At 63.9% G+C, this 23,301-nt stretch carries 21 protein-coding genes, 1 tRNA gene and 6 pseudogenes; 21 read left to right on the forward strand and 7 right to left on the reverse strand.

The window, feature by feature from the left end:
- Positions 1 to 458: pseudogene (locus tag WJW29_RS03850) on the forward strand (IS1595-like element ISXo5 family transposase); the annotation flags it as partial.
- Positions 459 to 470: 12 nt separating this feature from the next.
- Here WJW29_RS03850 and WJW29_RS03855 read toward each other — a convergent pair.
- Positions 471 to 659 (reverse strand): hypothetical protein, encoded by a 189-nt coding sequence (locus WJW29_RS03855; RefSeq protein WP_042464383.1) that lies wholly within the window; start codon positions 657 to 659, stop codon positions 471 to 473.
- A 234-nt stretch (positions 660 to 893) separates the two neighbouring features.
- Between WJW29_RS03855 and WJW29_RS03860 the strand changes: the two are divergent.
- From WJW29_RS03860 to WJW29_RS03910, 11 genes and pseudogenes are all read left to right on the forward strand, one after another.
- Positions 894 to 989 (forward strand): annotated as a pseudogene (locus WJW29_RS03860) (hemolysin D); the annotation flags it as partial.
- A gap of 8 nt (positions 990 to 997) precedes the next feature.
- Positions 998 to 1,219: pseudogene (locus WJW29_RS03865) on the forward strand (hypothetical protein); the annotation flags it as partial.
- A gap of 580 nt (positions 1,220 to 1,799) precedes the next feature.
- Positions 1,800 to 3,305 (forward strand): catalase KatB, encoded by a 1,506-nt coding sequence (gene katB, locus WJW29_RS03870; protein WP_027704120.1) that lies wholly within the window; start codon positions 1,800 to 1,802, stop codon positions 3,303 to 3,305.
- A 58-nt stretch (positions 3,306 to 3,363) separates the two neighbouring features.
- On the forward strand, positions 3,364 to 3,939 hold the full coding sequence (locus WJW29_RS03875) for an ankyrin repeat domain-containing protein (protein WP_011257351.1): 576 nt from the start codon (positions 3,364 to 3,366) through the stop codon (positions 3,937 to 3,939).
- A 720-nt stretch (positions 3,940 to 4,659) separates the two neighbouring features.
- Positions 4,660 to 4,884 (forward strand): hypothetical protein, encoded by a 225-nt coding sequence (locus WJW29_RS03880; protein WP_012446316.1) that lies wholly within the window; start codon positions 4,660 to 4,662, stop codon positions 4,882 to 4,884.
- Positions 4,885 to 5,347: 463 nt separating this feature from the next.
- A complete protein-coding gene (dusA, locus tag WJW29_RS03885) occupies positions 5,348 to 6,352 on the forward strand; it encodes a tRNA dihydrouridine(20/20a) synthase DusA (protein WP_011257354.1) in 1,005 nt (334 codons plus the stop codon).
- Between the two features lie 336 nt (positions 6,353 to 6,688).
- A complete protein-coding gene (locus tag WJW29_RS03890; protein ID WP_024711526.1) occupies positions 6,689 to 6,991 on the forward strand; it encodes a hypothetical protein in 303 nt (100 codons plus the stop codon).
- Positions 6,992 to 7,062: 71 nt separating this feature from the next.
- Positions 7,063 to 7,746, forward strand: a complete 684-nt coding sequence (locus WJW29_RS03895; protein ID WP_002808458.1) for a response regulator transcription factor — start codon at positions 7,063 to 7,065, stop codon at positions 7,744 to 7,746.
- Between the two features lie 74 nt (positions 7,747 to 7,820).
- Positions 7,821 to 9,191: an ATP-binding protein gene (locus tag WJW29_RS03900; protein ID WP_012446314.1), complete on the forward strand. Its 1,371-nt coding sequence runs from the start codon at positions 7,821 to 7,823 to the stop codon at positions 9,189 to 9,191.
- A 120-nt stretch (positions 9,192 to 9,311) separates the two neighbouring features.
- Entirely contained in the window at positions 9,312 to 10,901 is a 1,590-nt protein-coding gene (locus WJW29_RS03905) for a DUF1800 domain-containing protein (RefSeq protein ID WP_012446313.1), read from the forward strand.
- 119 nt (positions 10,902 to 11,020) lie between these two features.
- Positions 11,021 to 12,205: a DUF1501 domain-containing protein gene (locus WJW29_RS03910; RefSeq protein WP_027704119.1), complete on the forward strand. Its 1,185-nt coding sequence runs from the start codon at positions 11,021 to 11,023 to the stop codon at positions 12,203 to 12,205.
- 152 nt (positions 12,206 to 12,357) lie between these two features.
- Here WJW29_RS03910 and WJW29_RS03915 read toward each other — a convergent pair whose 3' ends face one another.
- Together WJW29_RS03915 and WJW29_RS03920 are read right to left on the reverse strand one after the other, a co-directional pair.
- Positions 12,358 to 13,101: a M90 family metallopeptidase gene (locus tag WJW29_RS03915; RefSeq protein ID WP_042464394.1), complete on the reverse strand. Its 744-nt coding sequence runs from the start codon at positions 13,099 to 13,101 to the stop codon at positions 12,358 to 12,360.
- 20 nt (positions 13,102 to 13,121) lie between these two features.
- Positions 13,122 to 13,433: a hypothetical protein gene (locus WJW29_RS03920; protein ID WP_012446311.1), complete on the reverse strand. Its 312-nt coding sequence runs from the start codon at positions 13,431 to 13,433 to the stop codon at positions 13,122 to 13,124.
- A gap of 306 nt (positions 13,434 to 13,739) precedes the next feature.
- On the opposite strand from WJW29_RS03920, the gene birA reads away from it, so the two are divergent.
- The 4 genes from birA (at position 13,740) to WJW29_RS03940 (ending at position 16,519) form a co-directional block, all read left to right on the forward strand.
- Positions 13,740 to 14,756: a bifunctional biotin--[acetyl-CoA-carboxylase] ligase/biotin operon repressor BirA gene (birA, locus tag WJW29_RS03925; RefSeq protein WP_012446310.1), complete on the forward strand. Its 1,017-nt coding sequence runs from the start codon at positions 13,740 to 13,742 to the stop codon at positions 14,754 to 14,756.
- A complete protein-coding gene (locus WJW29_RS03930) occupies positions 14,753 to 15,481 on the forward strand; it encodes a type III pantothenate kinase (protein ID WP_011257361.1) in 729 nt (242 codons plus the stop codon). Before birA ends, WJW29_RS03930 begins: the two co-directional genes overlap by 4 nt.
- A 9-nt stretch (positions 15,482 to 15,490) precedes the next feature.
- Positions 15,491 to 16,411, forward strand: a complete 921-nt coding sequence (locus tag WJW29_RS03935; protein ID WP_011407408.1) for an SPOR domain-containing protein — start codon at positions 15,491 to 15,493, stop codon at positions 16,409 to 16,411.
- Positions 16,412 to 16,443: 32 nt separating this feature from the next.
- Positions 16,444 to 16,519 (forward strand) — tRNA-Thr (locus WJW29_RS03940).
- A gap of 700 nt (positions 16,520 to 17,219) precedes the next feature.
- Here WJW29_RS03940 and tmk read toward each other — a convergent pair.
- The 4 genes and pseudogenes from tmk to WJW29_RS03960 form a co-directional block, all read right to left on the reverse strand.
- Positions 17,220 to 17,903: a dTMP kinase gene (gene tmk / locus WJW29_RS03945; protein ID WP_011257363.1), complete on the reverse strand. Its 684-nt coding sequence runs from the start codon at positions 17,901 to 17,903 to the stop codon at positions 17,220 to 17,222.
- A gap of 479 nt (positions 17,904 to 18,382) precedes the next feature.
- A pseudogene (locus WJW29_RS03950) lies at positions 18,383 to 18,925 on the reverse strand (GTPase).
- Positions 18,922 to 19,386 (reverse strand): annotated as a pseudogene (locus WJW29_RS03955) (hypothetical protein); the annotation flags it as partial. The pseudogenes WJW29_RS03955 and WJW29_RS03950, both read right to left, overlap by 4 nt.
- A pseudogene (locus WJW29_RS03960) lies at positions 19,378 to 19,596 on the reverse strand (hypothetical protein); the annotation flags it as partial. The pseudogenes WJW29_RS03955 and WJW29_RS03960, both read right to left, overlap by 9 nt.
- A 321-nt stretch (positions 19,597 to 19,917) precedes the next feature.
- Here WJW29_RS03960 and rocF point away from each other — a divergent pair.
- The 5 genes from rocF to WJW29_RS03985 all read left to right on the forward strand — a co-directional run bounded on the left by rocF (position 19,918) and on the right by WJW29_RS03985 (position 23,210).
- The gene (gene rocF, locus WJW29_RS03965; protein ID WP_011407409.1) at positions 19,918 to 20,841 is read left to right on the forward strand and encodes an arginase; all 924 of its coding nucleotides are present in this window, start codon (positions 19,918 to 19,920) and stop codon (positions 20,839 to 20,841) included.
- Between the two features lie 107 nt (positions 20,842 to 20,948).
- Complete coding sequence (locus WJW29_RS03970; RefSeq protein ID WP_011407410.1) at positions 20,949 to 21,101, forward strand: entericidin A/B family lipoprotein; 153 nt, start codon at positions 20,949 to 20,951, stop codon at positions 21,099 to 21,101.
- Positions 21,102 to 21,164: 63 nt separating this feature from the next.
- Positions 21,165 to 21,299, forward strand: a complete 135-nt coding sequence (locus WJW29_RS03975; protein ID WP_011257368.1) for an entericidin A/B family lipoprotein — start codon at positions 21,165 to 21,167, stop codon at positions 21,297 to 21,299.
- Between the two features lie 243 nt (positions 21,300 to 21,542).
- A complete protein-coding gene (locus tag WJW29_RS03980) occupies positions 21,543 to 21,752 on the forward strand; it encodes a CsbD family protein (RefSeq protein ID WP_011407411.1) in 210 nt (69 codons plus the stop codon).
- A gap of 168 nt (positions 21,753 to 21,920) precedes the next feature.
- Positions 21,921 to 23,210, forward strand: a complete 1,290-nt coding sequence (locus WJW29_RS03985; protein WP_011257370.1) for a tryptophan--tRNA ligase — start codon at positions 21,921 to 21,923, stop codon at positions 23,208 to 23,210.
- Positions 23,211 to 23,301: the final 91 nt, after the last annotated feature.

Below are 23,301 nucleotides of genomic sequence, written 5' to 3' on the forward strand. Positions count from 1 at the left end.
TCGCCGTGGAGACCACTGAAGACGGTCGTCCATTGCGCGCGGTGATGGATCCGGTCCCAGGCTTCACCAAGGCGGCGCTGTCGGAATGGATCGGGCAACGCCTGCATCCTGGAGCAGATGTCTACAGTGATGGACTCGGTGCGTTTCGAGCACTGGAAGCCGAGCACGCGCACACGGTGATCGAAGGCAGCGGTCGAAGTCGCTGCGAGGCAGAGAACGCACGCTGGGTCAACGTGGTGTTGTCCAACCTAAAGCGTTCGCTGGACGGTGCCTATCACGCCTTCAAATTCGCCAAATACGCCCAGCGCTCCCTGGCAGAGACGATGCGGCGGTTCAACCGCCGTTTCGATCTGACCCGGCTGGTGCCCAGCTTGCTGGCCGCCGCAGCCGCCAGCAAGCCCTGGTCCGAGCGGGCCCTGCGTGATGTCACCCTGTTCACCGCTGAAAGTGCGTGCTAATCAGGTGCGGATTTACAGGCTCAGAATCAGCGCTACGACGCCCAGCAGCGCGATCTGCGTCGGCGTGTCACGCTGCTTGACGCGCAGATGGATAACACTGCCGAGCAGATTCGCTTGCAACGCCAGCGCGCAGAGCGCGCGCTCCGGCTCTAAGAGCAGTGGGTGACTGCTGCAGAAAAGGGAATATTGACCAAGGTTCAATTATTGCAGCAGCAAGACATCGCGATTCAGAATCAGGGGCAACTCGAAGAGTTGCAGAAACATGCGTTGGACCTGCGTGTGGAGCACTCTCAACTTCAGTTGCAGCTGGAGCAAACGCCTGCAACCTTGGAAGCAAAGCGCAACGACATCGCCAGGCAGATCGCAGATGTCGCGCAATCCCTTTCGGAAACTGGAGTACGCCGTTCGGTCGTATTGCGTGCGCCAACCGATGGCATGGTCACGAACCTGCTGGTGCATGCAGGGCAACCGGTCGGTGCGCAACAGCCGCTGATCACCTTGTTATCCAAGGACATCGCGTTGCGCGCCGAGCTGTGGGTGCCTTCCAAGGCAGTTGGATTCGTAACATGCGGCGACCGCGTGCTTCTGCGCTATCAGTGCCTACAGCACGGCGGACCTCGCCGTGTTCATTGATCGTAACCTCATCATGTCGGGGAAGCCGCAGCGGTACGCAACGCAAAGCCGACGGCAGCTTGTTCAAGTTGGAGAGTCCTGCCGACCTACAACAGCGGCGGGCAGAGGTCGGGCTGCCTGAGCAAGAGAGTCGCGCTGGCGGGTCCGGATCCGAACACGATGCAGGTGCCACCATTAACGCGCGGGTCTGTCGGTGGTTTGTGGTTTGAACGGTGGGCTCACGCTTCGATCGGCATTCCTAACTTGCGTTGGCCATGCAGGGGACTGCCGAGCAACGGCGCGGCACCCAGCGTGCTGTGTCTAATCGGTCTACGCAGCATGGCGATGCGTTTTCGGCTGTGCTGATCGTGCGGACCGGCATCACCGAGCGGGCACCTGCGCGTATCCGTGCAACGGGTGATGGGCAGTGTTCTTCGTTGTCGTGGCAGCGCATATAGCAAGCGCCAACTGGTCTCCGCACTGCAGCAAATGACTTGCCGCCAGCGCATACATGTGAGGTCGTCGAGATGCGATTGCTCAGCGAATGCGCCAGGTCGCTGCGTGATTCAAGACCAACTGCCACTCTGTAGCGAGATGCTTATCACGCAACGCAGTCATCATCACGTTCCCCTATCGCAGCGATAGTAACTAACGACTTCTCACGCTTCGGCCTGCTGGCCATGATGCAGCCTCCTCAAACGAGCTGACGCCATGCGCCCTGGATCTCTCATGGTGCTAGCCCTGCTAGCCCCGACGTTGATCGCTCCGCCGGTCTTCGCCCAATCCGTTCTGACCCGCGACAATGGCGCCAAGGTCGGCGATAACCAGAATTCGCAGACGGCTGGCCCCAACGGCCCGACCCTGCTGCAAGACGTCCAGCTGATCCAGAAACTGCAACGCTTCGATCGCGAGCGCATTCCCGAGCGCGTGGTGCATGCGCGCGGCACTGGCGTCAAAGGCGAGTTCACCGCCACCGCCGATGTGTCCAAGCTGACCAAAGCAAAGGTCTTCAGCGCGGGCGAAAGAACGCCGGTCTTCGTGCGCTTTTCCTCGGTGGTGCACGGCAATCATTCGCCGGAAACGCTGCGCGACCCGCATGGTTTCGCCACCAAGTTCTATACCAGCGAAGGCAATTGGGATCTGGTCGGCAACAACTTCCCCACGTTCTTCATTCGCGATGCGATCAAGTTTCCCGACATGGTGCATGCGTTCAAGCCAGACCCGCGCACCAATCTGGATGACGATTCGCGCCGTTTCGATTTCTTCTCGCACGTGCCCGAAGCCACCCGCACGCTGACGCTGCTTTACTCCAATGAAGGTACCCCGGCCGGCTATCGCTTCATGGATGGCAATGGCGTGCATGCCTACAAGTTGGTCAATGCGCAGGGCGAAGTGCATTACGTCAAGTTCCACTGGAAGACCCTGCAGGGCATCAAGAATCTCGATCCCAAACAGGTTGCCGCCGTGCAGGCCAAGGACTACAGCCACCTGACCAACGATCTGGTCGCTGCGATCAAGAAGGGCGATTACCCGAAGTGGGACCTGTACGTGCAGGTGCTCAAGCCGGAAGACCTGGCCAAGTTCGATTTCGATCCGCTCGACGCCACCAAGATCTGGCCGGACGTGCCGGAGCAGAAGGTCGGCCAGATGGTGTTGAACAAGAACGTCGACAACTTCTTCCAGGAGACCGAGCAGGTGGCGATGGCGCCGGCCAATCTGGTGCCGGGTATCGAGCCGTCTGAAGACCGCCTCCTGCAGGGCCGTATCTTCTCTTATGCCGATACGCAGCTGTACCGCATCGGTGCCAATGGCCTGAGCCTGCCGGTCAACCGCCCGCGGGTAGCGGTCAACAACGGCAACCAGGATGGGCAGGGCAATATCGGGCAGACCACCAGCGGCGTGAACTACGAGCCGAGCCGTCTGCAGCCGCGTCCGCAAGACGCGTCTGCGCGTTATAGCGAGCTGCCGCTGTCGGGCACCACGCAGCAGGCCAAGATCACCCGCGAGCAGAACTTCAAGCAGGCCGGCGAGTTGTACCGCTCCTATAGCAAGAAGGATCGGGCCGATCTGGTGCAGAGTTTCGGCGAGTCGCTGGCCGACACCGACACCGAAAGCAAGCACCGGATGCTGTCGTTCCTGTACAAGGCCGACCCCGAGTACGGCAGCGGCGTTACGCGCGTGGCCAAGGGCGACCTGTCGCGCGTCAAGCAGCTGGCTTCCAGCCTGCAGGACTGATCCGCCCGACGACATCGCGGCCTGCGCCGCGATGTCGTCTTGAGTCCGGGAGATTCCCATGCGCACCCTCTTGTTTTTGATGCTTGGCAGCCTGTCTGCAGTTGCCAATGCTGCTTCGCCGGCATCCACTCCCGCCGCCAATGCAACGGCCACCGCCACACCCGAGCAGATCAAGCTGCAACTGCGTGCGTATTTCTTCGATGCCGCGCGTGAAGGTCGCCAAGACATGCTGGCCGAATTCATTCGCTCGCACTACGACCTCAATACCCGCGACGAGAAGGGCTATACCGCGTTGATCCTGGCCGCGTACCACGGCCAGCGCCCGGCGGTGGAGCAATTACTCAGCGCCGGCGCCGACCCCTGTGCGCAGGACAAGCGCGGCAACACCGCGCTGATGGGCGCCATCTTCAAGGGCGAGCTGGGCATCGCCAAGCGCCTGATGCAGGCCGGCTGTGCGCCGGACCAGCGCAACAACGCCGGGCAGACCGCGGCGATGTATGCAGCGCTGTTTCAACGTACCGACGTACTGAAGGATCTGGCCGCCAAGGGCGCTGACCTCAGCCTCAAGGACGGGCAGGGCAACGACGTGAGCAAACTGCAACGCGGCGAATTCACTACCGCCCCGGCGCGCTGAGCATGCTGCTCTTGCTTGCTGGTTAGGCCCGCGCGCGTCGTGCGCGTGTCATCGGCGTCCAAGCGCCTCGGTATTCGGCTGCATGTTGCAATATGCCTGCGCGAGACGCGTCTGGCCGCTGCTGCCCGCTGTGCGACATGTAGGCTGCCGCTTGAGAGCTCTTGTCAGACTCAACGCAACATTGGCAGACCCTGGTGCAACCTCCAGGTCTTCTGCAGGTTGCGCCATTGCCTGGCAGCGCATCCCCGACCCGGCTCCACATCGGCGGCTTTGTAGAGCCAGCGTCAGGACAGCCTGGTCCTGGCAAGCGCCTGGAAGCGCAACGCCAGGCCGGTGACCTGCACGTTGTTGCCTGAGCCTGGCGATGACTTCTAACCTTTGCCGTGATCTTCCACCTCGGCACCCCACTGCATCGCCCGGAAGAACTGCAACCGGCACAGCTCGGAAACCGCACCTGCGACACGCCACAAATCGCCTCGTGCAGGCCCGTCGGTTTTCCGCCACGACCGCATTGGAACGCTGGCGCGGGTGGTGATTTTTTTGCCGGTGCGTCAGGAGTTTTTCGACACACAAGGCCTTGTGCGCCAAGGCTTTGACAGAAAACTGAGTGCTTGCTGACTTGCTCGAAATTGCCTGAAAAAAGCGCAGAAAAACAGTTCAAGAAAGCGCCGGGAACGCCGATGCTGCAGCTATCGCATCGCACCTTGGAACCCGCGGACCATGAAGCTCGATCCTTCCATTCCTTTCCTGATGTCTCTGCTGGCCATGGTGCTGTGCACCGCCACTGCCGTTGTCGCGCTGGTGTTCGGCCAGGTGCACGTGCTGGCCAAGTCGTGGAGCTTCTACACGGTCTTGGGCACCGCCCTGATCACGCTGGTCGCCTCGTACCACGCACTCGGCAAGCCGCTCAGCGCCGAAGAGCGTGTGGGTGTCCGTAACCCGTAAGGTCCGGGTTCGTCCCAGCGCAGCGGTCACCGCGGCACCGGACTTGGAAAGCTCCGCTCGTCACTGACGATGCAAGGCGTTCGCCGCAGAGGCGAACGCAGACAGGCACCGCGCATCCTGCAGCGCTGCCTCCCGTCCCCGCCCGCACTTGGCGAGCGAGGGGAACAAAAACAGCGTCAACGCGATCTTCGGCGCTATTGCCCTTCCCGACAGTAGAACGCATCCGTGATGCTGGCCGCCGAAGCGCCTCACCAGCGCCATCCGCAATTGCGCGTAATACGCGTAGCCGGCCAGCTGATGGGGGGGGCGATCACATGGCGCAACGAGTAGGCGATCCTGCAGCTAAATCCCAAAGCAGCCGCTCCGGCCTGCCACTGCGCACCGCCGCAGATTCATCGACGCCCGTGTAAGCTGTTGATCCTGCTTCGCATTCTACTGGCTGCTCGCTGCGGCCACTTCGTCGATGACCGCTTCCGCCGATCGCTACGCCGCCTCCCTGCGCCTGTCCGTCGCTCCGATGATGGACTGGACCGACCGTCATTGCCGGGTCTTCCACCGTCTGTTGGCGCCGTCGGCACGCCTGTACACCGAGATGGTGCACGCCAATGCGGTGATCCACGGCGATCGCGCGCGGCTGCTCGGCTTCGATGCGGTCGAACATCCGCTGGCGCTGCAGCTGGGCGGCAGTGATCCGGCCTTGCTAGCGCAGGCGGCGGCGATCGCGCAGGAGTGGGGATTTGATGAGATCAATCTCAATTGCGGGTGCCCGTCCGACCGCGTGCAGGCCGGGCGGTTCGGCGCCTGCCTGATGCGCGAGCCGGCACTGGTGGCCGAATGCGTCGCTGCCATGTGCACGGCCACCCACGTGCCGATCACGGTCAAATGCCGTCTTGGCGTGGACGACGATGACGATTACGCGCTATTCGCCCGCTTTGTCGACCAGGTGGTCGCGGCCGGCGCGGCGATGGTGGTGGTGCACGCCCGCAACGCCTGGCTCAAGGGCCTGTCGCCGAAGGAAAACCGCGAAGTGCCGCCGCTGCGTTACGACTGGGCCTACCGGCTCAATCAGGAGCGGCCCGGCCTGCCTGTGGTGCTCAACGGTGGCATCGTGGCCGTGGACGCCGCAATGGCGCATCTGCAGCATACCGATGGCGTCATGCTCGGCCGCGCGGCCTACCACGACCCCTACGTCCTGCATTGTCTGGACGCTGCCTTGAACCAGCGGCCCGAGCAACCGCGCGAGTCCCTGCTGCGCGCATTGCAGCCGTACGTGGCATCGCAGCTGGCGCAAGGTCTTGCCCTGAAGCATATGACGCGGCACGTGCTGGGCCTGTTCCATGGCCAGCCCGGCGGGCGGTCATTCCGGCAGGTCTTGAGTGAAGGCGCACATCGTCCGGGTGCCGGCTGGGAGTTGGTCGAACAGGCGCTGCAGCGCACCGATACGCGATCCTGGCGGGTGGTCGCCTAGTTGGCCCACCGCTTGCGTTCCTGAACGGGCTGCTGGGATATCGATGGTTTCGAGGGTTTCCAGCAACGGGCGCGTCCGCCACAGCCCACGCCCACCATGGCTTTGAGCACTGACGATATTCATTTCGCTGAATGCCGTTACCTCGAAGCTAAAAAAGTTCAGATCGGATTCACCCCGAAAAATCAAGAATTTGGCTCAATTCCGATGCTCGACCATCTGTAACGCATGGTCGATTTCACGAATTCTGAATGTTTCTGAACAACCCGCTAGGATTCGTTTGTGACCCGATTGCCCTGCCGCGCTCGCCAAATTGCTCTGGTTGCCCTCTCGGTGGCCATGGCCGCGCCGTTGGCCTGGGGCCAGGGCTACCCGATGGTGCAGAGCGGGCGCGAGACGTTGCCGCCGTCGGCACGCGGCAATAGCCGCACGCTGTCGGACACCATTCGGCATGTGCAACGGTCTACCGGTGGACAGATCCTTGGTGCCGAGCGCGTGCCGTTCGATGGCGGCAATCTCAACCGGGTCAAGTACATGAAAGACGGGCGCGTACACACCGTGTATGAGCCGGAGCAGACGCAGGCCGCGCCGCTGCAGAACTTGCCGCCGCCGGACGCGCCACCACGCGACGATAACCGCTGAACGTAGACAGTTCTACGTTCAGTCTTATAAATTCCCCGGCCACTGGCCGACAACCTAACTAGGAAGAGTGCATGCGTATCCTTTTGGTCGAAGACGAAGCTCCGCTGCGCGAAACCCTTGCGGCGCGTCTGAAGCGTGAAGGTTTTGCGGTTGACGCTGCACAGGACGGCGAAGAAGGCCTCTACATGGGCCGTGAAGTGCCGTTCGACGTTGGCATCATCGATCTTGGCTTGCCCAAGATGTCGGGCATGGAGCTGATCAAGGCCCTGCGCGATGAAGGCAAGAAATTTCCGGTGCTGATCCTGACCGCGCGTTCGAGCTGGCAGGACAAGGTCGAAGGCCTCAAGCAGGGCGCCGACGATTACTTGGTCAAGCCGTTCCATGTCGAAGAGCTGCTGGCGCGCGTCAACGCCTTGCTGCGACGTGCTGCTGGCTGGAGCAAGCCCACGCTGGAATGCGGTCCGGTTGCGCTGGATCTGGCAGCACAGACGGTGAGCGTCAACGGCGCCAACGTGGATCTGACCAGCTACGAGTACAAGGTGCTTGAGTACTTGATGATGCATGCCGGCGAATTGGTCTCCAAGGCCGACCTCACCGAGCACATCTACCAGCAGGACTTCGACCGCGATTCGAACGTGCTGGAAGTGTTCATCGGTCGTCTGCGCAAGAAGCTCGATCCCGATGGTGAGCTCAAGCCGATCGAAACCGTCCGTGGTCGCGGCTACCGCTTCGCCATTCCGCGTACCGAAGGCTGAGTCCGCGCGTCAACGAACGGGAAGACCACGTGCCGGGCCGCTCCAAGTGGTATAGACGCTGGCGGCCGCGCTCGTTGCAGGCCCGCCAGCTGCTGGCCGCCAGCCTCAGTCTGGTGGCCTTCCTGGCGCTGGCGGGTTACGCGCTGGATGTGGCGTTTGCCGACACCGCCGAAAAGAATCTGCGCGAGCGGCTGAAGAACTACGCTTCCGCGTATGCGGCCAATATCGATTTCGTACGCGACGGCTCGCTGTACATCGGCGGGCAACCGCCCGACCCGCGTTTCGATGTGCCTGGCGGCGGGCTCTATGTCGAAGTTGTACGTCCCGACGAAAGCTGGACCTCGATGTCGGCCGAAGGCCCGAATATTCCGCACGGCCGCATGCTGGAGCCGCGCCAGGAAGAGTTCATCGGCCCGCTGGAAATGACCCAGATCGACGGCAGCCTGGGCCAGCTGTATCGCTACGGCCTGGGCGTGAGTTATGTCGAACGCGAACACGGTGGCGAGATTCCGTACACCATCTATGTGATGGAAGATGCGCGCTCGATGGGCGCGCAGCTGCGCGTGTTCCGTGGTGCGGTGTGGTTCTACCTCGGTAGCGCTGGCGTGGTGTTGCTGGTGTTGCAGGCCTTCATTCTGCAATGGAGCCTGCGTCCGCTGCGGCGGGTCATCAACGAGCTGACCAAGGTGCAGCGCGGCGAGATCCAGCGCATGAGCGAGCAGCATCCGCGCGAGCTGGAGCCGCTGACCGACAGCATCAATGCCTTTATCGAGAGCGAGCGCGACAACCTGGAGCGCCAGCGCAATACGCTGGCCGATCTGGCGCATAGCCTCAAGACACCCATCGCCGTCTTGCGCACGCAATTGGATAGCGGCGCGTCCGAGCGCGATCTGCATGAAGAAATGGATGTGCAGCTGCGCCGCATGAACGATCTGGTGTCTTACCAGCTGGCACGCGCCGCTTCCAGCGGGCACAAGTTATTCGCCGCGCCTTTGCCGATCGAGCCGACCGCCGAAGAAATCGTGCGTGGTCTGGAGAAGGTGTATTCGGTCAAGGGCGTGCTGTGCGAGTTCGATATTTCCCCCGAAGCGCGCTTTCACGGTGAGCCGGGCGATTTGCAGGAGCTGCTCGGCAATTTGCTGGAAAACGGCTTCAAGTGGGCGCTTAGCCGCGTGCTGTTGACCGCACAACCGGGACCCACGACCGGTAGCCGTCGTGCCGGGTTGATCCTGTCGGTGGAAGACGACGGCCCCGGCATCGCGCCGGAAGACGTGGCCAAGATCCTGCAGCGCGGTGTGCGTGGCGATGAGCGCGTGCAAGGGCACGGTATCGGCATGTCGATCGTGCAGGATCTGATCAAGGCCTACCGCGGCGAGTTGCAGGTGGTGCGCTCGCAGGAACTGGGCGGCGCCCGCTTCGACGTGACCATGCCGCCGGGATTGTGACCAGCGGGAGTGGCCCGATAAACACCTGGTCAATGTCCACAGGCCTTCCGACAACCGTTTAACCCCGCATGCGTTGGCTTGCCCATACTGGGTCGGTACGTCGTTGCGATGGAGGGCCGCATGTTCGAGCGAGTGAGTCAGGCAGGGTGCATGGAAACGCGTGTGGTACGCGCGCAGCAATGGCGAGGACGGCGAGCGCTGCCGCTGTTGATCGGCAGCGTCTGGGTGCTCAATTGCACGGCCGCCGAAGCGCCGCTCACATCAACACAGACACGCTGGCTGCAACGCGCCACCTACGGTGTGGACGCCAACAGCGCGACGCAACTGACACAGCTAGGCCCCAAACGCTTCGGTGCGCTGTTATTGCAGCCCAGCGACGACGCGGCGTTGCCGGCGCCGGTACGCGTGCAGCTGCAGCGCTTCGATGGGCTGCATACCACTCTGGTGGATTTGCTGACCCAATACGAGGCCGACAAGGTCCGCCTGCAGGCCATGCCCGATGGCGATGAGAAGGTTGCCCTGAAGAAGGACTGGCAGGCGCGCGGCGGGCAGATGTTGGTGCAGGCGCGCCAGGCGCAATTGCTGCGCGCGGTGTACGCGCCGGATCAGCTGCGCGAGCAACTGGTGTGGTTCTGGCTTAATCATTTCAGCGTGTATGCCGACAAGGCGCGGGTGAAATGGATGGCCGCCGACTACATGGAAAACGCGATTCGCCCCAATGCCACCGGCAAGTTTGTCGACTTGGTGATGGCCACGCTGGAAAGCCCGGCGATGCTGGAATACTTGGACAATGCCAAGAGCGCCAAGGGCAAGGTCAACGAAAACTACGCACGCGAGTTGATGGAACTGCACACGCTGGGGGTGCATGGCGGCTACAGCCAGCAGGACGTGCAGCAGCTGGCGCTGATCCTCACCGGCGCAGGCTTGGTGCCGATCAAGGCCAACGGCGCGCCGCCGTTGCCAGCTGCAGCACCAGGGCAGACGCAGGTCGTGCGCAAAGGCTTGTTCGAATTCAATCCGGCGCGACATCAACCTGGCGACAAGATGCTGCTTGGTCAGCGCATCGCTGGAGGTGGTCTGGATGAGATCGAGCGCGCCGTGCAGCTGTTGGTACGGCAGCCAGCCTGCGCGCACTTCATTTCGCAACGCCTGGCCGAGTATTTCGTCAGCGACACGCCCCCCGCTGCGCTGGTGACGCGCATGGCCAACACCTTCCAACGCAGTGATGGCGATATCGCCCAGGTGATGCAGACCATGCTGGCGTCGCCGGAGTTTGCGCAGGCGCAACCGCGCAAGTTCAAGGACCCGAACCGATTCGTGGTGTCGGCGATGCGAGTGGCGTATGAGGATCAACCGGTGATCAATGCCGCGCCGATGGCCAGTTGGGTGCAGCAACTGGGCGAGCCGTTGTTTGGGCGTATCACGCCCGATGGCTGGTCGCTGCAGTCGCAGGCCTGGACCAGCTCCGGGCAATTGGCGCGCCGGTTCGAGGTGGCGCGCTCAATCGGCGGCGGACCGAAGCAACTGTTTCGTCTGGATGGTGATAACGACACGCCGATTCCGGCGGTGACGCGCATCGACACGCGGCCTGCGTACCGGTGGCTGGCGCCCTCGCTGTCCGCCGCCACACAGCAGGCGCTGGACCAGGCGCGCTCGCCTGCCGAATGGAATGGATTCTTGCTGTCGTCGCCTGATTTCAACTATCGCTGACGCAATGACACCGATTCGGATCCGCTGATGCAACGTCAACGATTCAACGCTTGCAGATTCAAAACGACCGATCCAACGATCCAACGAATGCCAAGCGGCCATCGCCGCGGGAGTACGCCATGCAACGACGTCAATTTCTGCTTGCCTCTGCAGCCGCAGCAAGCATGCCGTGGGCCGGTCGTTTGTTCGCTGCGCCACGCGATAGCGCGCGCATGCTGGTGGTGTTTCTGCGGGGTGGCTACGACAGCAATAATCTGCTGGTGCCGCATGGCAGCGATTTTTATTACCACTCGCGGCCGAGCCTGGCGATTGCACGACCGGATCCAGCCAATCCAAACAGTGCTGTCGCACTGAATGCGCAGTGGGGCCTGAACCCGGTGATGCGCGATGCTTTGCTGCCGTTTTGGGAACGCAAGCAACTGGCCTTCGTGCCGTTCGCTGGCACCGACGATCTGTCGCGCAGTCATTTCGAAACCCAGGACGATATCGAATCCGGCCAGGCGGGCAAGCACCGCGATTACCGTTCCGGATTCATGGCGCGCCTGTCGGGCGTGTTGAGTGGAGTGTCGGCGATCGCGTTCACTGATTCGCTGCCTCTGACCTTTCAAGGCGGCAGCGATTTACCCAATGTGTCGTTGCGGAGCATCGGCAAAGATGGACTGGACGCGCGGCAGGCGCAGATCCTGTCGCAGATGTACGACAGCACGCCGCTGGCTGCCGCCGCGCGCGACGGCTTGGCGCTGCGTCAGCAGGTCACCGTGCAGTTGCGCGACGAGATGGAGCAGGCCGCCCGTGGCGCCGCCAGCGCCCGTACCTTTGCCGATGAAACCCGGCGCATGGCGACCTGGATGCGCGAGCGCTATCGCCTGGGATTCGTCGATGTCGGTGGCTGGGACACGCATGCCAATCAAGGCAGCGTGGCAGGTGGCCTGGCAAATAACCTGCGCAATCTCGGCGAAGGGCTGGCCGCGTATGCCGATGCGCTGGGGCCGGCGTGGAACGACACCGTGGTGGTGGTGATCTCCGAGTTCGGCCGCACCTTTCGCGAGAACGGCAGCAAGGGCACCGATCACGGCCATGGCACCACGTACTGGGTGCTGGGCGGAGGTGTGCACGGCGGCCGCATCGCTGGCGAGCAGGTGGCGGTCGAACAGGCGCAGCTGCTGCAGAACCGCGATTACCCGGTGCTCAACAATTACCGCAGCCTGTTCGGCGGGGTGCTGACTCGCATGTGGGGCCTGTCGCCAGCGCAAGTGGAACGGGTTTTTCCGGGCGCCACACCACGCGATCTTGGATTGGTCTGAAGTTGGAGAGCGACTAAGCGCAAGAAAGAACATGTGCGGGGGATGACGGCGGATTCGCTTCAATGCATCGTCAGTGCTTCAAGCGGCGGCTGCGCAGTCGTTTTGTCAGCCGCGCTGAAGCGACAACCACGCCGTCCAGTGACGCAGCACACTCAGCGCTGCACTGACGCCGCAAACGGCGAGGGTCCGTAAAAACGTTCCAAGTGTGCAGCAACCTGCGGCATCGCACGTGCAAGCAGGTGCGGTGCGGAGAAGTGATATTCGCTGACCACCGCGAAGAATTCTTCCGGTGCTTCGGCGGCATATGGGTCGATCTCGGTGTCTTCGCCGGCATCGACGCGTTGGCAAAAAAGATCGTAGGCATGCTGGAAATCACGTGCCCAGGTGCGTTGCGCGGAGCGTGGTAATGGCGGGCTGCCGTCGAGCGCGCCATCCAGTGCATCGAGCTTGTGCGTCATCTCGTGCACGATCACGTTGAAGCCTGCCTGCGGGTCATCCAGATCGGCCTGCACATCCGCCCAGCTGACGATCAACGGACCTTGCTCCCAGGCTTCGCCGATCAGGGTGTCGTCCCATGCGTGCATCACTCCGGCTGCATCCATGTGCGTGCGCTGCACGCGGAACGCATCCGGATACACCATCAATTGCGACCAGCCGCGCCAACCGGCGGCGCCGATTTCCAACAGCGGCAGGCAGCAGGTCGCAGCCAGCATGAGCGCATCGCTTGGTTGCAGCTGCAGCCCGTCGACAGGCGAAATGGTTTTTTGATGCAGGAATTGCGCGGTCAATGCGCGCAGACGTTGCCGCCGCGGCAGATCGAGCGCTGCGACCCATGCGCACCTGCTACACAGCGGTTGCCACAGCGCATCAGCGATATCGGGAGGCGGCCGGCGCAGCTAGCGCGTCAACCACTGGATCAGCGGAACATGCCCGGCAGGAAACTGTGCCAACGCGGCATCGTGCGTATGTGTGGGACTAACGAATCGCCATCGCTGCCACCACCACTGGTGGACGGCGCGGCTTTGTGCGGGGTGGTACGCGCCGGTGCCGGCTCGGGGGCCGGCGTTCTGCAGCGTGCGGCCGAGTTGGTGCTGACGCAGCTGTCATGATCGCCGTCGACCAGTTGGTCCGAAGCCAGGGCGGCAAGCGGAGCCAACAGCATGAGCAGGCAGACCGTGATTCGGCGCATCGTCCACATCCAGGGCAAGCGGCGTGAGGCACCGATCATAACGCGCTTTTCACTCCCTCACGCAAGCCGCGCTGGGCGCCCGGGAGGGCTTGGCGCATACTTTGGCTGATAGATTCGGGGACTTCAGGCGTGTGATGCACTTTGAGATAAGAGGCGCCGGCGGCCAGCCTTGCGGCGCGGACGCCGCGGGGCATTGGTCCGACGCGCGTGATGACCAGCCACGGCATGCCCCCCGTGTGCTGCCGGCCACCAACCCGACGCCGCGCTTCGTGTGGGGCGCCGATGCAGCGGCACGCGCGTTGCTCTGGCGACCAATCAAGCATGCAGGGTGTGCCTCTTCTACACATGCCGCCGCCCGCGCATTTGTCCGCTCATGCCTTCTCGCGCACCGCAGCCGTGGATGATCGCGCCTTGCTGGCCAAACTCGCCAGTGGCAGGCTGTCCGGCGATGCGCTGGCACGCGATGCCGGCTTGACCCGTGCGGCGGTGTGGAAGCGCATCCAGAATCTGCGTGCGGCCGGGGTCGACATCGAAGGGCGAGCCGGCGACGGTTACCGCCTGGCCACGCCCTTGGACCTGCTGGATGCGGCGTGCATTCGCGCCGGCATGGCACCGGATGCGGCCGCTGGCCTCGCTGCGCTGGACGTGGCCTGGACGCTGGAATCCAGCAACACCACCTTGCTGGCGCAGTCGGCGCCCGAACAGGGCGTGGCAGTGCTGCTGGCCGAGCGCCAGACCGGTGGCCGCGGTCGGCGCGGTCGGCAATGGACCTCGCCGCTGGGCGCGCATATCTACTTGTCGGCGTCGCGCCGTTTCAGTGGCGGGCTGGGCCAGTTGGCCGGGCTCAGCCTGGCCGTGGGCGTGGCAGTGGCCGAAGCCCTGCGTGGTTGCGGGTTTGCCGATGTCGGTCTGAAATGGCCCAACGATCTGCTGGCACGCGAGCGCAAGTTGGGCGGCCTGTTGATCGAGGGCGGCGGCGAGATGACCGGCAACGCGCGTGCGGTGATCGGGCTGGGCTTGAACGTGCACATGCCGGCGGCGGCAGCGGCCAGCATCGACCAGCCGTGGATCGATCTGGATACCTTGGCCGGCCGACCGGTGTCACGCGACCAAGTGGTGGCGGCGGTGCTGTCCGCTTTGCTGCCGGCGCTGGATCTGTTCGAGGCGCAGGGGCTGGTGCCGTTCCTGGGGCGCTATGCAGACCTGGACGTCCTGAGCGGGCGTGCGGTGCAGGTCGAAGAGGCCGGCACCCGACATCGTGGCGTTGCGCTCGGCCTGGCGGCCGACGGCGCGTTGCGGGTGCGACTGGGCGACACGGTGCGTCTGTTCCACTGCGGAGAAGTGAGCGTGAGACCTGCATGAGCGAGTGGTTGTTCGACCTGGGAAATTCGCGGTTCAAGTACGCGCCGCTGCACGGCAACCGTGCCGGCCAAGTGCAGGCATGGGCACACGGCGCCGAGGCCATGGATGCGGCCGCGCTGGCGGCGCTGCCGTCCGGGCAGATCGCGCACGTTGCCAGCGTGGCCGCACCGGCATTGACGCAGCGCATGATCGCCTGCCTGCAGGAGCGCTTTACGCAGGTGCGCATCGTGCGGACCGCCGCCGAGTGCGCCGGTATCCGTATTGCTTATGCCGATCCCAGCCGCTTCGGTGTGGACCGCTTTTTGGCGCTGCTGGGTGCGCGGGGCGACGCGCCGGTGCTGGTGGCCGGCGTGGGCACCGCACTGACCATCGACGTGCTGGGCGCCGATGGCCTGCATCATGGCGGCTGCATCGCCGCCTCGCCAACCACCATGCGCGAAGCGCTGCATGCGCGCGCGGTGCAGCTGCCGGCCAGCGGCGGCGATTACGTCGAGCTGGCCATCGACACCGACGATGCCTTGACCTCCGGCTGCGACGGCGCGGCGGTGGCGCTGATCGAGCGCAGCTTGCAGCACGCGCAACGCAGCCTGGGCGCGCCGGTGCGGCTGCTCGTCCATGGTGGTGGCGCGCCGCCGCTGCTACCGCTGCTGCCCGGTGCCACGTTCCGCGCCGCCTTGGTGCTGGACGGTCTGGCGACGTGGGCGACCGCTGCGGCATCCCCGTAGAATCGGCGCATGTATGTCCGCGCGCTCATCGTCGTTTTGATCGTCCTCAATGCCGGGGTGGCGTTGTGGTGGGCCTTGCAGCCACCGCCGGCACCGCCGCCAGCGCCGCCGCAACCGACAGGTGTCGCGCGGCTGGAGCTGCTGCCAACCCTGCCGGGTGTTGGCGGAGCGGCGCTGACGGGTGCAGCGGCGGCGACCGGATCGGCGTCGGCGGCGGAGAGTGAGTCGACTGCATCGGCCACACCAGCCACACCAGCATCAACGCCTGTATCCGCAGCGGTACCCGCCCCCACCCCGGCGGCAGTTGTCAGTACATCCACGTCCACGCCGGCATCGACGACATCAGCCAGCGCTGTCGCAGCGGAAACGCCGCATGCTGCAGCCGAGCCGTCGGTGACCACAAAAACTGCTGCAAAGCCTGCCGATAGCGTGGCTGCTACGGCGACAAAACCGTCGCCAACCACACCATCGCCTGCACCGGAGCGCTGCGCCAGCCTGGGGCCATTCGTGGCACGCGCCGATGCCGATGCGGCGCTGGCGCGTGTGCGTGGGCAGGCCAGTCGCGCCAGCGTGCGCGAGGACAAGGACGCTGGTGTCAGCACGTTTCGGGTGATGTTGCCCAACGTGGGCGACCGCGCGGCCGCGCAGGCGCTGGTCAAGCGCATTGCTGCGGCTGGGATGGGCGACTATTACGTGATTGCACAGGGCGAGGACAACACCGTGGCGCTGGGCCAGTACCAGAGCCGCGAGCGCGCCGAGCGGCGCCAGGCCAGCCTGGTCGGCGCAGGCTTCCCGGCGCAATTGGTGCCCAGCGGCAGCGGGCAATCGCGGTGGTGGATCGATGTGCGCAGCAGCGCGGCCACCAGCGCATTGCAAGGTGCTGCCGGTGCCGCGCGTCAGCGTTCGCTAGATTGCGCCGCGCTGCGCTAGAATGCGCATCGGCGCGCAATGCGCCTGCCTTCGCCGGCATAGCTCAGTTGGTAGAGCAACCGCCTTGTAAGCGGTAGGTCCCCAGTTCGAATCCGGGTGCCGGCACCATCTTCGATCCACGCGTCTGCGGCAATCTTGATTGGCTGTGCTGTCAGGGGGGGCACATGACACGGCGGCGTGCGCTGAACGGAATTGCACACGGACTCGTCGAGCACTTGCGTCAGTCGAAACAATGATGTGACTGGGTATGGGGTATCGGCCAGCTCTACCGTGAGGCTTTGGAGCGCCACGTATCGTCGGTGTCCATCGAGTTGCTCTGCAACAGTTCGTCTGCCGTTGGCTCTGTCGCTCAGGCCATCCAATTGCACTACACGCGCCGCTTGGAGCAGATGGCTCTAAATGCGGGCGTCTCACTCTCGCACGCGCAAGTCACTGTTGAATTCGGTGCCTTTGGGTCCGGCCCCGCAGACCGTGAGCACTCCTATGGCGATCCATTTCTGTGCACGGTCTCGTTGGTCGGTTCAAGTGGCCGCGCATACAAGGCAACACGCGCTGGGCGTTGTTCTCCGCACGACCCAAGAAGGGAAATCCGTTCGACGCGTGCGCGTGACCCCTCATAACTTGTTCAAGCCGTATGCGCTTTGCGGATCGGCCTAATTTCCGCGTTTTCTACCGTGCGCGGGATCTTTGGTTCAACCGGTTGCTACTCAGTCGGGTGCAGGTAAGTTACTTGCCAGTAGCGATTCGCCACGAGAGGCACGCTACTTTTGTCGCGCGACGCGACGCGACGCGACGCGCAGTACAGCACTCAGGCCGGGCGGCCGGCCGAGAGCAGTTCCAGCGCGGCCTTGCCGGTGTCTGCCGGCGCGCCGTCGCCGCTCAGTCGGTCGGCTAATGCGGCCACGATGATGGCGTGCGCCTGGCGCAGCACGCTGTCGGCGTCGGCGCTGGCATCCACCACGTGTTTGCCCGGCAATTCCAGCCCGGCAAAGATGGTGCGGCAGCGTTCCAGGTTGTCTTGGGTTTCGAAGTGATTGGGCGCATCGCCGCGCGCGCGGATACGGGCCAGGCCGGTGGGCGGGGGCAGGTCGAGCAGCAGCAGTACGTCCGGGCGCGGCGCGAAGGCGTTGAGTTCCAGTAGCTCGTCCAGCGGCAGGCCGGCAGCGCCCTGGTAGGCGACCATCGAGGGGAAGTAGCGGTCTAGGATCACGATGTCGCCACGTGCCAGCGCGGGCGCGATCAAGGTGTCCACATGTTCGTGGCGGTCGCGGATCAGCAGCTCGGCTTCTTCGTCCGCACTCAGGCGGCCGGTGGCGGCGGACTGGCGCAGTTTGGTGCCCCAGGGGCCGTTGGTCGGCTCCTTGCTCAGCACGACGCGCGCGCCAGCGGCTTCCAGCGTGGTGGTCAGGCGGCGGGCGAGGGTGGTCTTGCCGGCGCCGTCGATGCCTTCGATGGCGATCAGCAAGCCGCCGGGCTTCAGTTCAATTGTCATCGCGCTACTTTATCTGATCGTGACGATGGACCCTTAACCGGCAGCATCGCGATGGTGAGCATGCGTCCGCAGCGGACCCGCGCGATGGCGAAGCAGCAGCGACCGAGCCAGTTGCGGACGCAGACATGCGCCGCGAACGCTGCCGCAAGGTGATGGAGCAGCATGTGGCGAACACCGGCACGCCAGGGCTGGCAGGTCATGCGGCATATGCCGATGACTTATCGCCGGTATGTCCTGCGCGATGTCGGAAACGTCCCGATGTCCTGGTGTCTGACCACGCTGTATACTGAGTGAGTCAGACACGAGGCAGATTTGTACTACGACCGAGTCTTGTTTCTGGCTTCAAGGAAGACGGACGCGTCGCCGCAACCCTAGAGGCGGCATCCCCCGCGTGACGCCCTTTCAGGCACCGTCGTGACCGGATTCCTTGTCTTACTCACCGCGTCGACTGCATATGCACGCGTCACGCGCGCTGGCGATCAGCTGGTCGCCGAGGTGTAGCGATAGGACAGCAGCGACTTCACCAGGAAGGTGATCTGGGTGGCCGAGCGTGCATCCACCCGCATGACCGGGATGCGAAAGCCTTCGGCCACCAAGGCATCGCGAAATGGCGGCACCAGGAAAGCTTCGACTTCATCGGTCATGGTGATGCCCACCGCCAGGCTGGCGTCCGGGGCGATCTGCGTAAACTCACCCAACAGCGCCAGCGTGGCATTGAGCGTCTGCGGGTCGCGTGCGTTGGTCAGCACGATCACGCCCAACGCGCCGTCGCACACCAGCGGTCACATGAAATCCAGGTATTTCTGGCCAGGCACGCCGTAGACGTGCAGCAGCTCGCCGTCTTCCAGCTCGATCAAGCTGCAGTCCAGCGCGACGGTGGTGTAGGTCTTGTCGCCGTCCGCATCCTGGCTGAGCGGCATTTCGGTGTCGACTGGCTCCACATCGGAGATGGCACGCACTGCGGTGGTCTTGCCGGCGCCCATGCCGCCGACGAACACCAGCGTGTTGGCCGGAAGACTCATGATTGCGTCTGGAAGAGGGAAAGGCCGAACCGACGTGCGACCCATGAGAAGAACCGCGTGTTGCCGCTGTCCGGACGACGCTGCGTTGCAGGCACGGGACTCTCCGCAGTCTGGGCACGGCCGCTGGCGAGCGCGGCGGCGAACAGGCATTCCACCGTTTGCACCGGCAGCTTGCAGGCGCTGGCCAGCGCCTGCGGGCGCCACGGGCGCCACGGGCGCGCAGGCAGATGGGCGACGGCGAGCAATTGAGCCGGCGAACTGGTCTCTGCACTCAGCTCTGGCCACTGGCGCAGTTGCAGCGCATGGCTGGGTTCCACGGCCGGCAGCGCCGGGCGCAGATGTTCGGGCAGGGCAAAAAACAGCGCTTCGCATGAAAGACGTTGCGGTAGCGCGGTGGCAGCAAGGTCGGGCACGGCGTGCCAGCCCAAGCGGTCGAGCGTGGCGATCACCTCGGCCAGTGCGGCAAGCCGGCGACCGTCCACATCCAGGCTGGATTGCTCGGTAATGGCGCGCCCGTCGGCGGTGGAAAGCATCAACATGCCGATGCCCGGCTCGCGCTCGATGGTCTGCGCGACCGTATGCTCGATACGCTGTAGATTCTCAAAATGCAACGCCCGCGGGACCTCGCCCACAGCAGCCTTGACGACCTGGTTGACAGCGTTATTCGGCATGAAATCCCCCTGTTGCTTGATGGCCTGAGCGCGTGCATGCGTGGCGTGCTGCGCTGGCCGGCGCGCACCATACCCACCGGATCCGAGCAGGCTGTCACTCTCGCCCGTGTTGCTTCACCGGGCGGTCAGACAGACAGGATCGGCAACGTCGGGCGCGCCAAACAGTGTCCTGGTGTGTCGCGGTAGCGGCGCGACGAGGCAGATCTAACCTCGCGCTTCGTCGCACCGTTCATGGCACGGCCCATGCCGTGTTGCGCTGCTGCGCGTCACGGTGCGGGCGTACCACTAGAATGCTCGGTTTTATCGATACTGGAGCAATGCATGGCAACGCAGTACGTGCCGGTTTCCCTGATTGGCGTTCCCACCGACATCGGCGCCGGCCACCGCGGCGCGCGCATGGGACCGGAGGCGCTACGCATCGCCGGACTGCACGAGGCCCTGGTCGGCCGCGGTGTGGAGGTGCGCGACCTGGGCAACCTGGATGGCCCGCGCAATCCCTGGCAGGCACCGCAAGCCGGCTACCGGCATCTGGACGAAGTGGTGGCCTGGAACCAGGCGCTGATGGGCGCCAGCTACGCCGAACTGCGTGCCGGACGCATGCCGATCATGCTCGGTGGCGACCATTGCCTGGGCATCGGCTCCATCACCGCGGTGGCCAAGTACTGCCGCGAGCAGGGCCGGCCGTTGCGGGTGCTGTGGCTGGATGCGCACTCGGACTTCAACACCAGCGAGGTGACGCCCTCGGGCAATGTGCACGGCATGCCGGTGGCCTGTCTGTGCGGGCTGGGCCCGGAGACGCTGACCCATCTGGGCGGCAGTGCGCCGGCGCTGTTGCCCGAGCAGGTACGGCAGATCGGCATCCGCTCGGTGGACCCGGAGGAGAAGCGGCTGATCAAGCAGCACCGCATCGATGTCTACGACATGCGCTACATCGACGAAGCCGGCATGAAGCGCACCATGGAGGCCGCGTTGCAGGACATGAGTGCCGACACGCACCTGCATGTGAGCTTCGATGTGGACTTCCTCGACCCCAGCATCGCGCCGGGCGTGGGCACCACCGTGCCCGGTGGCCCCAACTACCGCGAGGCGCAGCTGGTGATGGAGATGATCGCCGACACCGGGCGCATGGGGTCGTTGGACATCGTCGAGCTCAACCCGGTGCTGGACAACCGCAACGCGACCGCCGAACTGGCGGTGGATCTGGTCGAAAGCCTGTTCGGCAAATCGACGCTGATGCGGGATTGATCCAGCGCTGAACGCGGCGCGCCACGTTCACATCAAATCCACGGCCGCGCAGTCAGATTTGGCGCCAAGCTAGGTGCGCTGGCACCGTTACACAACGAGGACGAGCGATGAAGCGACTGCTGACACTGATGGTGCTGGGCCTGTTTTCGGCCGGCGTGATGACGGGCTGCAACACCGTGGCTGGCGCTGGCAAGGACTTGCAGGGCGCGGGTGGGAAGGTCGAGAAAACGGCCGAAAAATGCAGCGATGGTAAGTGCTGATCCGTCACCACCTGAATTGTTCGATTTGCGGCAACGCGCCGCTTTATCCATGAGGAGTCTGTTATGAAGCGTGCAATTGTGCTGCTCGTGCTGTCCATGTTGTCGGTCGGTCTGCTGTCGGGCTGCAACACCGTCGCAGGTGCCGGCAAGGACGTGAAGGGCGCCGGCGAGAAGGTGGAAGACGCAGCGCGTAAGTAATCTGACGCCGCATGCAAACAAAAAACGGGCCGCAAGGTCCGTTTTTTTTTGTGCGCGATCGCGCCGTGCAAGGTGGCATCCGGATGCTGCGCCTGGCGCGGCCTACGCGTTGCAGACTGGCCGTGCGTCGGTAACCGTTCAGTGCCGTGATCAATCGTTTGACACCTGTTGATCAATCGCAAACACCGCTGTCGTCAGTCTGGCGACACGGTCAATCGAGGCCGTATCAAGCGGAGTCATCGCATGAACACTGACATCATTTCCGGCAAGTGGACCCAGTTGAAGGGCAAGGCCCAGGCAAAGTGGGGCGATCTCACCGACGACGATTTCAAGGTTGCCGAAGGCAATGCGCAATATCTGCAAGGCAAGTTGCAGGAACGTTATGGCTGGGACCGCGACCGTGCCCAGACCGAGGTGCGTGCGTTCGAGAAGTCGCTGCGCGACGACACCTGATGGCGCGTCATTCTGCCGCCCGACGGGGCGAGCAGATTGCAGACGACGGGCCGCCCAGTGCGGCCCGTTCTGCGTTTGTGCGTCTAAAACCTGCCTTCGACCAGGGGCCGGCAATGGCGGGCGTGCGGAACCGCTAAACTTGGGGGCTGATTCCCTGGCATTACGCAGATGACCACTCGTGTCCTTACCGGCATCACCACTTCCGGCACCCCGCATCTGGGAAATTACGTCGGCGCGATCCGCCCCGCCATCCAGGCCAGCGCGGGCGCCGATACCGAGAGCTTCTATTTTCTGGCTGACCTGCATAGCCTGATCAAGGCACAGGACCCGGCGCGCACGCAGCGCTCGACGCTGGAAATTGCCGCCACCTGGCTGGCCTGCGGTCTGGATCCGGACAAGGTGTGGTTCTACCGGCAGTCCGACGTGCCCGAGACTACCGAGTTGATGTGGCTGCTGACCTGCGTGGCCGGCAAGGGCATCCTCAATCGCGCGCATGCCTACAAGGCCGCGGTGGACAAGAACTGCGCCGACGGTGAGGACGAAGATGCCGGCGTCACCGCAGGCTTGTTCATGTATCCGGTGCTGATGGCGGCTGACATCCTGATCTTCAACGCGCACAAGGTGCCGGTGGGGCGCGATCAGATTCAGCACATCGAAATGGCACGCGATTTTGCGCAGCGCTTCAATCATGTCTATGGGCGCGAGTTTTTCACCTTGCCCGAAGGGGTGATCGACGAGCAGGTCTCTACCTTGCCGGGGCTGGACGGCCGCAAGATGAGCAAGAGCTACAGCAATACGATTCCGCTGTTTGCACCGCGCGAGGAGTTGCGCAAGCTGGTGTTTTCCATCCTCACCGATTCGCGTGCGCCGGGTGAGGCGAAGGACACGCAGGGGTCGGCCTTATTCCAGCTGTATCAGGCCTTCGCTGCGCCGCAGGAGTCTGCGGCATTTGCGCAGGCATTTGCCGACGGTATTAGCTGGGGCGATGCGAAGCAGCAGTTGTTCGACCGGATCGATCAGGACATTGCACCGCTGCGCGCACGCTACGAAGCATTGATGGCAGAGCCGGCCAAGATCGAAGCGATGCTGCGCGCTGGCGGCGCACGTCTGCGCGCACGCTACGCCACCCCGCTGCTGGCCGAGCTGCGCGATGCAGTAGGCCTGCGCGATCTGTCCCGTCAGGCTGGTGCAGCGGTGAGCGCGGTCGGCGAGAGGATCGCGCTGCCGGTATTCAAGCAATACCGTGAAAGCGATGGCCAGTTCTATTTCAAGTTGAACGACGGCGCAGGTACGTTGCTGTTGCAGAGCGATGGCTTCGCATCGCCACGCGATGCCGGGCAATTGATCGCACGGTTGAAACAGGCAGCGCAGGCGAGCGATTTGCAACTGCCGGGCGTGCATGCGCACATGGATGCGGACGTGATTCTTGCGGCGATGCACGCATTGCGCGAGGCATGATCGACATGACGCTGCAGGCGTCGCTGTTCGCCATGGCTAGCCGCATTCTGGGGTGCCTGTGGCGACATGCATCACAGCGACGCAATGCTTG

The organism is Xanthomonas sp. JL1, assembly GCF_038405005.1.

What these genes read in the sequence shown, in the direction of transcription:
- katB (WP_027704120.1), top strand. Translation starts at nt 1,800, where the DNA reads ATGGTGCTAGCCCTGCTAGCCCCGACGTTGATCGCTCCGCCGGTCTTC.
- WJW29_RS03875 (WP_011257351.1), top strand. Translation starts at nt 3,364, where the DNA reads ATGCGCACCCTCTTGTTTTTGATGCTTGGCAGCCTGTCTGCAGTTGCC.
- WJW29_RS03880 (WP_012446316.1), top strand. Translation starts at nt 4,660, where the DNA reads ATGAAGCTCGATCCTTCCATTCCTTTCCTGATGTCTCTGCTGGCCATG.
- dusA (WP_011257354.1), top strand. Translation starts at nt 5,348, where the DNA reads ATGACCGCTTCCGCCGATCGCTACGCCGCCTCCCTGCGCCTGTCCGTC.
- WJW29_RS03890 (WP_024711526.1), top strand. Translation starts at nt 6,689, where the DNA reads ATGGCCGCGCCGTTGGCCTGGGGCCAGGGCTACCCGATGGTGCAGAGC.
- WJW29_RS03895 (WP_002808458.1), top strand. Translation starts at nt 7,063, where the DNA reads ATGCGTATCCTTTTGGTCGAAGACGAAGCTCCGCTGCGCGAAACCCTT.
- WJW29_RS03905 (WP_012446313.1), top strand. Translation starts at nt 9,312, where the DNA reads ATGTTCGAGCGAGTGAGTCAGGCAGGGTGCATGGAAACGCGTGTGGTA.
- WJW29_RS03910 (WP_027704119.1), top strand. Translation starts at nt 11,021, where the DNA reads ATGCAACGACGTCAATTTCTGCTTGCCTCTGCAGCCGCAGCAAGCATG.
- WJW29_RS03920 (WP_012446311.1), bottom strand. Translation starts at nt 13,433, where the DNA reads ATGATCGGTGCCTCACGCCGCTTGCCCTGGATGTGGACGATGCGCCGA.
- birA (WP_012446310.1), top strand. Translation starts at nt 13,740, where the DNA reads ATGCCGCCGCCCGCGCATTTGTCCGCTCATGCCTTCTCGCGCACCGCA.
- WJW29_RS03930 (WP_011257361.1), top strand. Translation starts at nt 14,753, where the DNA reads ATGAGCGAGTGGTTGTTCGACCTGGGAAATTCGCGGTTCAAGTACGCG.
- WJW29_RS03935 (WP_011407408.1), top strand. Translation starts at nt 15,491, where the DNA reads ATGTATGTCCGCGCGCTCATCGTCGTTTTGATCGTCCTCAATGCCGGG.
- tmk (WP_011257363.1), bottom strand. Translation starts at nt 17,903, where the DNA reads ATGACAATTGAACTGAAGCCCGGCGGCTTGCTGATCGCCATCGAAGGC.
- rocF (WP_011407409.1), top strand. Translation starts at nt 19,918, where the DNA reads ATGGCAACGCAGTACGTGCCGGTTTCCCTGATTGGCGTTCCCACCGAC.
- WJW29_RS03970 (WP_011407410.1), top strand. Translation starts at nt 20,949, where the DNA reads ATGAAGCGACTGCTGACACTGATGGTGCTGGGCCTGTTTTCGGCCGGC.
- WJW29_RS03975 (WP_011257368.1), top strand. Translation starts at nt 21,165, where the DNA reads ATGAAGCGTGCAATTGTGCTGCTCGTGCTGTCCATGTTGTCGGTCGGT.
- WJW29_RS03980 (WP_011407411.1), top strand. Translation starts at nt 21,543, where the DNA reads ATGAACACTGACATCATTTCCGGCAAGTGGACCCAGTTGAAGGGCAAG.
- WJW29_RS03985 (WP_011257370.1), top strand. Translation starts at nt 21,921, where the DNA reads ATGACCACTCGTGTCCTTACCGGCATCACCACTTCCGGCACCCCGCAT.